The following is a 12,525-nucleotide window of genomic DNA, read 5'->3' on the forward strand; positions in this document are numbered from 1 at the left end:
CGAGCGCCCGGCCCGGGTCTCGTATCCTGGCCCGGTGAACGACACCGCTGACCCCACAGAGCCCTCCGACGCCTCCGAGGACGAGGCCGTCCTCGCCCTCGCCGGCTCGATGCTGGACGCCGCCCGCCAGGGCGACGCCGCCGCGCTGCTGCCGCTGCTGGACCAGGGCGCCCCGGCGAACCTGCGCGACGGGGCAGGCAGCTCCCCGCTCATGCTCGCCGCCTACCACGGCCACGCCGACCTGGTGCGCGAGCTCGCCGCTCGCGGCGCCGACGTCGACCTCATGAACGATCGCGGGCAGACCCCGCTCGCCGGCGTCGCCTTCAAGGGCTTCGCCGACGTCGCCTCCGTGCTGCTGGAGGCCGGGGCGGACCCGGACCTCGGCGCGCCGAGCGCCCGGGAGACCGCGCGCTACTTCGAGCGTGCGGAGATCCTCGCGCTGATCGAGGCGCGTCAGGCCTGAGCCGCTCGGGCGCGGGACGGTCGCAGCACCATCGCCACGTGCTCGATGCCGGCCTCCCAGAACACCTCGCTGACGGTCTCGAAGCCCATCGAGGCGTACCACGGCTCGAGATACGCCTGCGCATCGATGTGCACCTCCGCCCCCGGGGAGAGCTCCTGGGCGTGCGCGAGCGCGGCGAGCATGAGCCGGCGCCCCGCGCCCTCACGTCGACGATCGGAGCGCACGGCGACCCGACCGATCCGCACCGTGCCGTCGGCCTCCTCGAAGAGGCGCAGGTGCGCGACGGGCTCGCCGGCGAGACGGGCCCGCTCGGCGAGCGGGCCCGGTGCCTCGAGCCACATCACGGTGGTGGTGGGGTCGAGCTCGCGACCGTCGAGGTCGGCGTCGGTGGCGCGCTGCTCGAGGGTGAACACGTCCTGACGGAGCATCGCGAGCAGGTACACCGTGCGCGGGTCGAGGTCGGTGAGCAGGCCCTGGCGCAGCACGAGACGGGCGGAGGAAGGATCGGGCATGGGCAGAAGACTACTGCCGCCGGGCCCCGACCATCGCGGTGACGGCCTCGCGCCAGTGCCCGGCCATCACCGGGCCGCCGTGTCCCTCCTCCTCGACCATGATCAGCTCGCTGCCGGGCCAGGCGCGGTGCAGCTCCCAGGCGGTGAGCGCGGGGCCGGAGACGTCGCGCCGGCCGTGGATCAGCACGCCCGGGACGTCGTGCAGGCGGGCCATGCCGCCCAGCAGACCGCTGCCGGGCGCGGCGCCCCAGGGCACCGCCCAGTCGGCGACGAAGCCGTCGTGCGCCCAGTAATGGGTGGCGAGTCGGACGAAGCCCCGCGCGTGCGCGTCGACCTCCGCGTCCTCGGGCACCGCATGCGCCCGGGCCGGTCCGCCGGCGCCGATCGCGATGTGCGCGTCCTCCCAGCGCATCCAGGCGCGCACGGCGTCGTCGACGAGCTCGGGGTCCTCGCCGGTGACCATCCGCCGATAGGCCTCGACCAGGCGCAGGCGCTGCGGCGAGCGGTCGCGGCGGTCGAAGCCGCCGCGGGCCTCGGCGAAGGCGGCGAACTCGTCCCAGGCCTCGGGGTACAGGGCGCCGACGCCCTCGGTGATCCAGTCGACCTCGCGCCGGGACGTGGAGGTGACGGCGAAGAGCACGACGCCGAGGACCCGCTCGGGATGGGCCTGCGCGTAGGCGAGCGCGAGGGTGCTGCCCCACGAGACGCCCTGCACGATCCAGGCCTCGACGCCGAGGTGCTCGCGCAGGGCCTCGAGGTCGGCGATCAGGTGCGCGGTGGTCTGCGCGGAGAGGTCGACGGGGCCGGGGAGGCCCGCGGACGGCCGCGAGCGTCCGGCGCCGCGCTGGGACAGGCCGATGATGCGGGCACGGTCCGCGGGCGCGTTCCGGCGATGGCCGGGAGTGAGCCGGCCGCCCGGTCCGCCGTGGAGGTAGAGGGTGGGCACGCCGCCCGGGGCGCCGGCCTCGTCCCAGTGGATCGCGTGCCCGTCGGGGACCTCGAGGACCCCCTCGGCCGTCGTCGGCGGCGGGGCCAGGGTCGGGGTCGGGGTCGGGGTCGGGGCCGGGGACGGGACCGGGGCCGGGGACGGGATCGACTCACTCATGGGCCCCATCCTCCTCGGTGAGCTGCTCGCGCAGCCCCTGCAGAGCGATCTCGTCGTCCTCGGTGCCGGTGTGCGGGGCGTGGAACCAGCGCATGTACTCCTCCACCTCGCTGAGCATCCACTCGAGCTCGAACAGCTCGATCATCGCGGGATCCGCGCCGCACGAGAGCTGGACGTGCGCGGGCAGGGCGGAGAGATCGCGCTCGGCGGGGGCCGCGGCGAGCGTCTCCCAGTCCACGAGGAGCAGCTCGCCGTCCTCGGCGAGCATCTGGTTGGCGTGATGGGGCTCCCCATGGGTGGGGACCCGGCGATGGGCGCGGATGCTCTCGAGAGCGACGAGCTCCCGGTAGCGACGATCGACCTCCCGGATCCGCGGCGCCGCGGAGCGGAGCAGCGCGCGGGCCTCCTCCCCCAGCGGTCCCGCGGTCCAGGCCGTCCCCGTGCGCACCTCGAGCCGGTCCGGGAGCTCAGGACCGACGCGCGGCGCCCACGGCCGGAGCACCTCCGGCGCGCGGGCCGCGTGCAGAGCGTCGAGCAGGGCACGCACCCGATCGAGGTGCTCGCCGCGCGCGGCCTCGGACGCGGACGGCGTGCGCCCTTCCCGCCAGGGGGTCACGCTCAGCAGGGCGTCGCCGAGCCGGATCGTCACGCGCCCCTCGTCGTCGGCGCACGGGGAGAGGACACCGGGGACCCCTGCGGCCCGGAGCTCGCGCGCCGCGAGGTAGGCCCGTGCGAAGCTCTCGGCCGAGCGGGTGGGCGAGGGCTGATCGAGCGTCGCGAACAGCACCGGCCGGTCGGCGTCGTCGATCCGCCAGTGGTGCGCGCCGAAGCCGAGCGGCAGGTGGATCGCCTGCTCCGCCTCCCGCAGCCAGGTCCGGCGCACCGCCTCCAGGACCTGGGCGGCGGTCGGGGTCCCCGGGGCGGTGCGCATGCGCTCAGACCGCCGCTGCGCGGGGGCCGGGCTCGAGCGCCCAGGGAGCGGCCGGATGCTCGCGGGTCCACGCCGCGCGGCGGCTGCGGACGCTCTGGCAGCGCGGGCACCAGAACACGGTGCGCCCGGCGAGGTCCGCGCTGCACACGACGGTGCCGCACAGCCGGCAGGGCAGGGTCTGGCGGTGGTAGACGTAGAACGACTCCTCGCGGGGCACCACGGACGGGTCCTCGTCACCGTTCTGACGGGTGCCGCGGGAGCGCTCGACGAGGCGGGCCTCGATCGCGCGGTGCTCGGGCTGGGTGGTGACGATCCTGCCGGTGCGGGCGCCGTAGGCCATCAGCGCGACCAGGTCCTCCCACATCCCCTCGCACATCCCGGCCGAGAGGTCCCGGCCCGGCACGGAGGGGTCCAGCCGGGCGCGGAACAGCAGCTCGGCCCGGTAGATGTTCCCGATCCCCGCGACGACCTTCTGGTTCATCAGCAGCGCACCGATGGTGGTGCGGGAGCGGCGCACCGCCTCGACGAAGCGTCGCCGCTCCCGGCCGTCGGGGTCGGGGCGCAGCGGGTCCGGGCCCAGGCGGTCCAGGACCGCCCGCCGCCCGTCCGCGTCGAGCACCTCGCAGGCGGTGGGGCCGGTGAGGTCCGCGATCCCGCGGTGGCCGGCGATGCGCAGGCGCACCGTGGGCCGCGGCACCAGGCGGCGCCAGTCGGCGGTGCCCACCGCGTCCGCAGCGCCCGATCCGTCGGCGTCGAGCCCCTCCTCCTGCTCCCCGATGCGCAGCCTCGGCGCACCGATCGCGTGCGCGTCGGAGAATCCCGGATCCCCCGCGAAGGTCCAGGAGCCGTACAGCCCCAGATGCACGTGCACGAAGCGCACGGCCGAGGAGCCGCGGTCGACGTCCCTCGCGGGAGCGACGGACAGGAACAGGTGCTTGCCGACGGCCTCGGCGCCGAGCAGGACCATGCCGTCCAGCTGCGCTGCCTCGGAGAACCGGCCCTGCGGGCTCGAGGTGCGCACGCGCTGCCCGCCGAAGGCCCTGTCGAAGGCCGCGGCGAGGCGGTGGACGGTGTGCCCCTCGGGCATTACCGGTCGTCGGAGGCGGGGACGCCCGTCGCAGAGTCCGCAGAGCCCGCAGCGTCCGCAGGCTCCTCGTAGCCGCCGGTGCGCTCGTACCGGCCCACCAGGTCGATCCGGCGCTGGTGGCGCTCCTCGCCGGAGAAGGGCTCGGCGAGGAACAGGTCGATCAGCGCCTCGAGCTCCTCCTCGGAGTGCTGACGGGCGCCGACGGAGATGATGTTCGCGTCGTTGTGCTCGCGGGCCAGGCGCGCGGTGTCCTCGTTCCACACCAGCGCCGCGCGCACGCCGGCGACCTTGTTCGCCGCGATCTGCTCGCCGTTGCCGGAGCCGCCGATCACGATGCCCAGCGACGCGCGGTCCGCGACGACGGCTTCGCCGACGTCGGTGCAGAACGGCGGATAGTCGTCGATGGCGTCGTACTCGTGGGCGCCGTGGTCGGTGACCTCGTGCCCCTTGTTCCGGAGCACCGTCACCAGACGGTTCTTGAGCTCGAAGCCGGCGTGGTCGGTGCCGATGTGGACGCGCATGTCAGGGGATCTCTCTGGGTGGGGGACGGTGGCCGGGGCGCAGCGGGCTCAGCGGAGGTCGACGCCGCCGGTGCGGGAGCGCTTGACCTCGTAGAAGCCCTCGACGGTGGAGAGGGTCCGCAGAGCGTCCAGCAGCTTCCCGGCCTCCTCGCCGCGGGGAGCGGGCGAGATGACGGGACCGAAGTAGGCGATTCCCTCGCCGAAGGAGATCACGGGGGTGCCGACCTCGTCGCCCACCAGGGAGATGGCCCGCTCGTGGGAGGCGCGCAGGGCGGTGTCGACCGCGTCGCCGGGGACGTGGTCGTAGGACTCGATCAGCCCGGCCGGCAGCTCGGCATCGGCCAGGGCCTGCTCGGCGACCCGGCGGCGGTCGCCCTTGTCGTCGCCGACGTGGTAGCGCTCGCCCCAGGCGGTGTACCAGCGGGAGAACGCGTCCTCGCCCTCGGCCTCGAGGATCGCGACCGAGAGACGGGCGGCGCCCCAGGCGTCGTCGAGAGAGCGACGGTAGTCGGGGTCCAGGTCCCGGCCCTCGTTGAGGACCGCGAGCGACATCACCGAGAAGCGGGGCGTGATCTCGCGGACCTCCGCGGCGTGGCCCAGCCAGCGGCTGGTCATCCAGGCGAAGGGGCAGGCAGGATCGACGAACAGCTCGACGGTGGGCTCACTCATGGGATCTCCTCGGGTCGACGGGTGATGCCGCCATTCTGTCATCGGCGGCCGCCCCGCGCGGGACCGCCCACCGATCGAGCGCGGGGGTGACCGGGGCGACACCCCCGTGGCACCAAAAAACATTGCGCTGCGCTGTGCGGACGGGTTGGATCGGTCGAGTGCTCGACTCCCGCTCCGCGACTCCCGCTGCTCCCCCGGCGCCCTCGGCCTCCGCGCCCGGGGTGATGCGCTCGATCGTCCGGGGACACCGACGGATGCTCGCGGTGGTGCTGCCGCTGGCGACCCTCTCCGAGGGCGTCGAGCTGCTGATGCCGATCGTGCTCGGGCTGATCATCGATCACGGGATCCTCGCCGGCGACCTGCGCCTGACCGTGCTCGGCGCCCTGGGCCTGATCGCGATGCGGGTGCTCGGCGTGCTGCTGTGGGCGTGGACCTTCGTGCAGTCGCAGAAGGCCTGCATGTACGAGCGGCACCGGCTGCGCGTGGGGCTGACCGGCGCGGTGCTCGATCCGCGCTCCCGCTCGGTCCAGCGCCCGGCCGGTGAGGTGCTCTCGATCGCGACCTCGGACGCCGACAAGGCCTCCGACGTGATGGACCTGCTCCCCTGGGTCGTGCCCTCGGGCATCGCGGTGCTCGCGGCCGCCGGCTACCTGGCGGCGATGGACCTGTGGCTGGGGCTCGCGATGCTCCTCGGGATCGCGGTCATGGTGCTCGTGATCCGGGTGATCACCCCGACCCTCTCGGCCCGTTACGACGACCAGCAGTCGCAGGCCGCCGAGGCCGCCGCGACCGCCACCGATCTGGTGCACGGACTGCGCGTCCTGCAGGGCTTGGGCGTGCAGAGCCGGGCCCGGACCACCTACCGCCGGCGCTCCCGCATCGCCCTGGACGCGGCGCTGGTCAACGCCCGCTACTCGGGCATCTCCTCCGGGCTGACCACCCTGGTCACCGGCACGATGCTGGCCGCCGTGGTGGTCCTGGCCGCTCTGCGCACCCTCGACGGCGCGCTCTCGATCGGCGTGCTGATCGCCGTGGTGGGCGTGGCCCGGTACGTGATGGGCATGCTGCAGGGCCTGTCCGGGGCGCCGGTGTGGTGGGCGAGCCTGTCCACCTCCGCGCGTCGGGTCCGCGACCTGTACACCGACCTGGGCCGCACGGTCGACGACCCCGAGCTGCGCCTGGACGTCCTCTCGAGCCGCCGCGACGAGCGCGGCAACGGTGCCTCCGCAGAGACGGGCGGACGTCCCGGCGGAGGCGGCCGGGGCGCGTCGGGCCGTCGGGGCGCCGCGGGCGGCCTGCACCTGCCGCAGCTGTCGGTGGCCGACGGGGAGGTCGTGGCGCTCGCGTGCACCGACGTCCGCGACGCGGACGAGGTCGTCGACGCGGTCAGCGGAAGGGTCGACGCCGGCGCGCGCGTGGGCGGGACGCCGGTGACCCCGCAGGAGCGGCTCGGTCTGCGCGCCGATCTGCTCGTCGAACCGCATGTGGTGGATCTCTTCGACGGCACCCTGCGCGAGCAGCTCGCGACCCGCGCCCCCGAGGGCGGCGACGACCGGGCGGATGCCGACTGGGCCGATCGGGCACTGCACGCCGCGGGGGCCGAGGACCTGCTGCGGATCCTGCCCGAGGGCTACGACACCCGGATCCTGGACCGCGGCGCGAACCTCTCGGGCGGGCAGCGCCAGCGCATCGCCCTGGCCCGTGCCGTGGCCGCGGACGCCCCCGTGCTGGTGCTGCACGACCCGACCACCGCGGTGGACGCGGTGACCGAGCAGAACATCGCCGAGGCCCTGGTCGCCGCGCGGCGCCGCACCGACCGGGCGACCCTCCTGGTCACCCGGGCACCGGCGCTGCTGCAGGCCGCCGACAGGGTGGTCTTCATGCACGACGGCCAGGTCCGGTCCGAGGGCACGCACACCGAGCTGATGAGCATCGAGGAGTACCAGGAGGTGGTGCGGCGATGAGCGACATCGACTGGAAGCGGCCGCTCTCCGAGGTCCTCGGCGACGACGCGACCGCGCGCCGTCAGCTCGCCGAGCACGCGCAGGTGCTGCCGATCGCCGATGCCCGCACCTCCCTGCGGTTCATGGGGGCCCGTCTGCGGGAGCACTGGGCCTGGTCCCTGCTGACCCTGGTGACGACGACCGGCGGCGCCGTCGCCGCGGCCGTGCTGCCGCGCCTGATCGGCTCCGCGGTGGACGTGGTCGCGGACGGCGGACCGACCTCGCAGGTCTGGGTGCTCGGCGCCCAGATCCTGGGTGTCGGCGTCGTCCAGGCGCTGCTGATGGCGCTGGGCTGGTGGATGATCTCGGCGCTCGGGCAGCGGATCCTCGCCGGGATGCGCGAGGACGTGATCGACCGGGCGCTGGACCTGCCCACGCAGACCATGGAGCGCACCGGCATCGGCGACGCCCTCTCGCGCGTCGCCGACGACGTGGACGTCGCCGCCCGCGCCGTGAACAACCTGGTGCCGAACCTGATCCAGCTGGGCTTCCTGGTCCTCATCACCCTGATCGGCATGGCGACGCTCTCGCCCTGGCTGCTGCTGATGGTCGTGATCATCGTGCCGATGTACGTGCTCGCGGCCGTCTGGTACCTGCGGCGCACCGGCCCCATCTACCGCCGGGAGCGGATCGCGATGGGCGCGCGCGCACAGGGTCTGCTCTCGGCGATCCACGGCATCCCCACCGTGCACGCCTATGGGATCGAACGCCGCGAGACCCGCCACGTGGGGGTGCTCTCGGAGACCGCCGCCCTGCTGAACATGCGGGTGATGTACCTGGTCAGCCGCCTGGTGATCGGGCTGAACCTGCCGGAGAACCTGGCGCTCGCGATGGTCCTGGTGCTCGGCTTCGTGATGGTGCAGGTGGGCGGTGCCCCGGTCGGTCTGGTCACCGCCGCGGCCGTCTACCTGGTGACCCTGTTCTGGCCGATGATGGCCGTGATCTTCAACCTCGACGAGGTGCAGTCGGCGCTCGCGAGCCTCGCCCGGATGGTCGGTGTGATCTCCTCGATCGATCCCGCCGTCTCGCCCGGCACCGAGCGCCCCGCGGACGCCTCGATCCGGATCGAGCAGGTCTCCCACGCCTATGGCGAGGACGCGGACGGCCAGGAGCGGATCGTGCTGCGTCCGATCGATCTCGAGATCGCGCCGGGCGAGGTGGTGTCGCTGGTGGGTGCCTCGGGAGCGGGCAAGTCGACCCTGGCCGCGATCATGGCCGGCACCCTGGTGCCGCGTCACGGCCGGGTGCTGCACGGCGGTGCGGACCTCGCCGCCGCCGATCTCGAGGCGGTGCGCGCGCACGCCTCGATCGTCAGCCAGGACGTGCACGTCTTCCGCGGCACCCTGCGGGAGGATCTGCAGCTGGCGGCGCCGCAGGCGGACGACGAGGAGCTGCGGGCGGCGCTGTGCCGGGTCGACGCCCTCGCGTGGGTCGAGCGCCTCCCCCACGGCCTGGACACCGAGGTGGGCGAGAAGGGCGCACGGCTCACGGCCGAGCAGTCCCAGCAGCTGGCGCTGGCCCGGATCGCGCTGCAGGATCCCGCGGTCCTGATCCTCGACGAGGCCACCGCCGACGAGGGCTCCTCCGGCGCCCGGGTGCTCGAGCGGGCCGCGCTCGAGGTGGCTCGCGGCCGCACCACGATCGTGGTCGCCCACCGTCTCTCGCAGGCGATGGTCGCCGACCGGATCCTGGTGATGGCCGACGGCGCCGTGGTCGAGCAGGGGACGCACGACGAGCTGGTCGCCCTCGGCGGCACCTACGCCCACCTCTGGGAGGCGTGGACCGGCTAGCGGCGGCGGAGGCGGAGGACGAGGACGCCGGCGGCGCCGGTGACCAGGCCCGCCAGGGTCAGCGCCCCGGCACCCGCCAGCATCACCAGGCGCCCCGCCGAGGTGCCGATGCCGAGGGACGCGAGGAGGCCGCGGTCCACGCCCGTCTCGCCGAGCTCGAGCACCGTCCCCTCGGGATCGTCCTCGGCGATCTCCCCGTCGAGCTCGAGGGTGAGCACCACGGTGACGGGGGCGTCGCCCGCGGTCTCCGAGGCCCTGTCCCGCTGCAGCCGCTGGACGGTGACGGTGTGGGTGCCCGGCAGCCAGGCGCTCGCGACGGAGTCGAGGTCCGAGCTGCGGTTGCCGCGGTCCACGGGCGCGGTCATGCCGCCCCCGGCCACCCGGTCGCTGCCGTTCATCCGCCAGCTGCCCCCGCCCACGGTCACCTGTCCGCGCACGGCGTCGGCGACGCGCAGCGAGAGCTCGCCCGCGTCCTCGTGCGTCGAGGTCTCCTCGACCCTCCAGCGCAGCCGCTGGCCCTCCCTCACCTCGATCCGCACGGCCGCGACCTCCCCGGGCACCAGCTCGAGCACCACGGAGCCGGGCTCGACCTCGGGTGCCGTCGCGAAGGAGCGTCCCGCCTCGAACGGCTCGTCGTGCTCGGGCGCGACAGGGGCCGCGCCGTCGTCCTCGACCGCCTCGGTCACCGCGGGCGATCCGCCCCCGATCCCGGCCGGCTCGATCGCGACCTGCAGCTCGACGGGGAGCGGCGCGTCGGCGAGCCGGGTCCCGGCGCGGCCGACCACCAGGAACAGCTCGTCGCCCGCGCATCCGTCCCAGCTCATGGTCCCTGACACGGCGGTCGAGGTGATCGGCCCGTCGCCGGACTGCCACTCCCCGACGTCGTCGGTGCCGCGGTCCTCGCACTCGTCCCCGGCCGCGGTGACGAAGGTGATGCTCAGCCGCAGGTCCTCGGGCTCCGGCGGCACGCCGTCGGGGTAGGGCGGGGCGGCGACGGTCGCGGCGGCGTGCACCCGCTGCCCGTTCCCGACCGCGATCCGGTAGTACTTCACGGTCCCGAGGGTCTGGTCCTCGCTCCTGGCCCCCTGGGCGAAGGTGTCGCGGTGGATGCCGGGGAGGACGAGGGGCGCCTGGGCCTGGGAGGCGCCTCCCGTGACCTCCGGCCCCGTGGCCCGGTAGGCGTGCTCCGGGACGGAGGGCTCCTCGCCCGGATCGGCGTGCGCGACCGGCGCCGTCCCCCATGCCGCGAGCGCGACCAGGAGCACGACCACGAGCGAGAGCACGGGCGGGACGACGGGCGGGACCACGGGCGCCGCGGGAGGCGAGCCGTGCGCTCCGCGGTCTCGCACCGTGCGGGTCATGCGCGCTCCTGGGGGTCGGGAGAGGTCGGCGGGCCGGGGCACCGGGTGCCCTAGCATGACGTCCATCATGTCCGATCTCATCGCCGGCCGCATCGAGCTGCTCGATCCCCTCGCCCGAGGCGCCTCGGGGTCGCTGTGGCGCGCGATCGACCGGCGGTACGGGGCGGTGTGCGCCGCCAAGGTGATGCGCCAGCGCGACGGCGCGGAGGTGCTGCGCTTCGTGCGCGAGCAGACCGTCGGCTCCGCCCAGGGCCTCGGCGCGCATCCGCACCTGCTCCCGCCCTACACCTGGGTGGCGGAGGACGACACCATCGTGCTGGTGATGCCGCTCGTGCACGGCGGCACCCTGGCCGGTGCGGTCGCCGACCACGGCGCCCTGGCCCCCTCGCTGGTGGCCCAGCTGCTGCGCCAGCTGCTCGACGCCCTGGCGGCGATGCACGAGACGCACTGGGTCCATCGCGACGTCAAGCCCGCGAACCTGCTGCTGGACGCCACCGGACCGGGCGCCCCGCGCCTGCTGCTGGCCGACTTCGGCATCGCCCTGCACGAGACCGACGTGCGCCTGACCGAGACCGGCTTCGTGCACGGCACTCCGGGCTTCGTGGCACCGGAGATCCTCGAGGGACACGGGACCTCCGCCGCCCAGGACGTGTGGGCGGCGGCGGCCTGCGCGGTCGAGGCGCTCTCCCCTCCCGCGCCGCGCGAGCGACGCACGCCCGCTGAGCTGCCGGCGCTCCTGCGCGACGCGCTCGCGGGGAGCCCGGATCCCGCGGCCCGGCCGCTCGGCGAGCTGCTGGCGGCGATGCTCGACATCGATCCGAGCGGACGGCCCTCCGCCGTGCAGGCCAGGGACCGGATCCCGCGGCCGAGCACGCCGGCGGCGGCATGGTCCCGCACCGCGGACGGCGCGCCCTTCGCGGTCCCCGACCGCCTCGTCGCCCCCGAGGGCATCGAGGTCCTCGGCACCCTGCCGGAGGTCCCGCTGGACGGCCCGGACTCCCTCGCCGGGCTCTCCCCCGGCCTCCACGAGCGGCTGTCGGCTCTCTCGCGCTCGGCCGGCTCTCCCCCGGGCGCCTCCGCGGCGTCGGCACCGCCGGCGGCCTCCCCGGATCCCCCGCGGACCACCACGGAGCGGTTCGTGGACGATCCGACCCGTCGGAGCCCGGTGGCGCAGCTCGTGCCGCCGCAGCACCCCGGTCCGCAGCACCCCGCACCGCAGCACCAAGCGCCGCAGCCCCGGGGCCGGGGGCGCGGCACCTGGATCGGATGGCTGCTGCTGGGGATCTCGCTGCTCTGTCTGCTGGGCGCCGGAGCGCTCGCCTGGACGGCGCTGTCGTGACCGTCGGCGGCGCGGACGGCGTCCTCCCTCACTCGCCGGGGCGCACCAGCCCGGACTCGTAGGCCGCGACCACCAGCTGGGTGCGATCGCGCAGGGACAGCTTGCCGAGGATCCGCGAGACATGGGTCTTGACCGTCTGCTCCGCCATCACCAGCTGCGCGGCGATCTCCCGGTTCGCGAGGCCCCGTGCGACCAGCCGCAGCACCTCCAGCTCCCGTTCGGTGAGCACGGCGAGGCTCGCATCCGCCCCCGCTGCCCGTTCGGGTCGCGCCACGAAGTCGGCGATCAGCGCCCGGGTCACCCGCGGCGCCAGCAGCGATTCGCCGTCGGCGACCACCCGCACCGCCCGGACCAGATCCTCCGGTGTGGAATCCTTGAGCAGGAACCCGCTCGCCCCGGCCCTCAGCGCCGCGAACACGTACTCGTCCGCATCGAAGGTGGTGAGCATGATGATCCTCGGCGGAGTCCCCGGCATCCCGAGCACCTCACGGGTCGCGTCGAGCCCTCCGACCCGCGGCATCCGGATGTCCATCAGCACCACGTCCGGACGGGTTCGCTCGACCACCTCGGTGATGCCCGCCCCGTCGTCGGCCGTGCCCACCACCTCGATCCCCTCCTGGGCGTCGAGCAGCGCCGCGAAGCCCCCGCGGATCATCGACTGGTCGTCGACGACCAGCACCCGGATGTCGTCGTGCGCGGCGGAGTCCATGTCCCCACGGTATTCCCTCGCCGCGCCCCTCCCGG

12 protein-coding genes are annotated in these 12,525 nt (G+C 74.8%); 4 read left to right on the plus strand and 8 right to left on the minus strand.

The annotated features are described in order from the left end of the window. The first annotated feature begins 34 nt into the window (after positions 1-34). Positions 35-463, plus strand: coding sequence for an ankyrin repeat domain-containing protein (locus tag ACT3SP_RS06160; protein WP_444586379.1), 429 nt, complete (start codon positions 35-37; stop codon positions 461-463). Here the strand turns inward: ACT3SP_RS06160 and ACT3SP_RS06165 are convergent. From ACT3SP_RS06165 to ACT3SP_RS06190, 6 genes are read right to left on the minus strand one after another with little or no spacing between them, the layout of a single operon-like run. Then, complete coding sequence (locus tag ACT3SP_RS06165) at positions 454-975, minus strand: GNAT family N-acetyltransferase (RefSeq protein ID WP_444586380.1); 522 nt, start codon at positions 973-975, stop codon at positions 454-456. The two genes, ACT3SP_RS06160 and ACT3SP_RS06165, sit on opposite strands and share 10 nt — an antisense overlap. A gap of 10 nt (positions 976-985) precedes the next feature. Further along, positions 986-2,080, minus strand: coding sequence for an alpha/beta fold hydrolase (locus ACT3SP_RS06170; RefSeq protein ID WP_444586381.1), 1,095 nt, complete (start codon positions 2,078-2,080; stop codon positions 986-988). Further along, entirely contained in the window at positions 2,073-3,011 is a 939-nt protein-coding gene (locus ACT3SP_RS06175) for a phosphotransferase family protein (RefSeq protein ID WP_444586382.1), read from the minus strand. The genes ACT3SP_RS06170 and ACT3SP_RS06175 overlap by 8 nt, the downstream gene beginning before the upstream one ends. 4 nt (positions 3,012-3,015) lie before the next feature. Continuing rightward, entirely contained in the window at positions 3,016-4,098 is a 1,083-nt protein-coding gene (locus ACT3SP_RS06180; protein WP_444586383.1) for an Fpg/Nei family DNA glycosylase, read from the minus strand. Further along, the gene (locus tag ACT3SP_RS06185) at positions 4,098-4,619 is read right to left on the minus strand and encodes a ribose-5-phosphate isomerase (RefSeq protein WP_444586384.1); all 522 of its coding nucleotides are present in this window, start codon (positions 4,617-4,619) and stop codon (positions 4,098-4,100) included. Before ACT3SP_RS06185 ends, ACT3SP_RS06180 begins: the two co-directional genes overlap by 1 nt. Positions 4,620-4,667: 48 nt before the next feature. Next, positions 4,668-5,288, minus strand: a complete 621-nt coding sequence (locus ACT3SP_RS06190) for a mycothiol-dependent nitroreductase Rv2466c family protein (RefSeq protein ID WP_444586385.1) — start codon at positions 5,286-5,288, stop codon at positions 4,668-4,670. A 158-nt stretch (positions 5,289-5,446) separates the two neighbouring features. Between ACT3SP_RS06190 and ACT3SP_RS06195 the strand changes: the two genes are divergently transcribed. Beyond that, entirely contained in the window at positions 5,447-7,252 is a 1,806-nt protein-coding gene (locus ACT3SP_RS06195; protein WP_444586386.1) for an ABC transporter transmembrane domain-containing protein, read from the plus strand. Continuing rightward, the gene (locus ACT3SP_RS06200) at positions 7,249-9,081 is read left to right on the plus strand and encodes an ABC transporter ATP-binding protein (protein ID WP_444586387.1); all 1,833 of its coding nucleotides are present in this window, start codon (positions 7,249-7,251) and stop codon (positions 9,079-9,081) included. Before ACT3SP_RS06195 ends, ACT3SP_RS06200 begins: the two co-directional genes overlap by 4 nt. Here the strand turns inward: ACT3SP_RS06200 and ACT3SP_RS06205 are convergent. Continuing rightward, complete coding sequence (locus tag ACT3SP_RS06205) at positions 9,078-10,442, minus strand: hypothetical protein (RefSeq protein WP_444586388.1); 1,365 nt, start codon at positions 10,440-10,442, stop codon at positions 9,078-9,080. The two genes, ACT3SP_RS06200 and ACT3SP_RS06205, sit on opposite strands and share 4 nt — an antisense overlap. A gap of 67 nt (positions 10,443-10,509) precedes the next feature. On the opposite strand from ACT3SP_RS06205, the gene ACT3SP_RS06210 reads away from it, so the two are divergent. After that, positions 10,510-11,781 (plus strand): serine/threonine-protein kinase, encoded by a 1,272-nt coding sequence (locus ACT3SP_RS06210; protein WP_444586389.1) that lies wholly within the window; start codon positions 10,510-10,512, stop codon positions 11,779-11,781. Positions 11,782-11,809: 28 nt separating this feature from the next. Here ACT3SP_RS06210 and ACT3SP_RS06215 read toward each other — a convergent pair whose 3' ends face one another. Then, entirely contained in the window at positions 11,810-12,490 is a 681-nt protein-coding gene (locus ACT3SP_RS06215; protein ID WP_444586390.1) for a response regulator, read from the minus strand. Positions 12,491-12,525: the final 35 nt, after the last annotated feature.

Source organism: Brachybacterium sp. AOP43-C2-M15 (assembly GCF_052446295.1).
Classification (GTDB): domain Bacteria; phylum Actinomycetota; class Actinomycetes; order Actinomycetales; family Dermabacteraceae; genus Brachybacterium.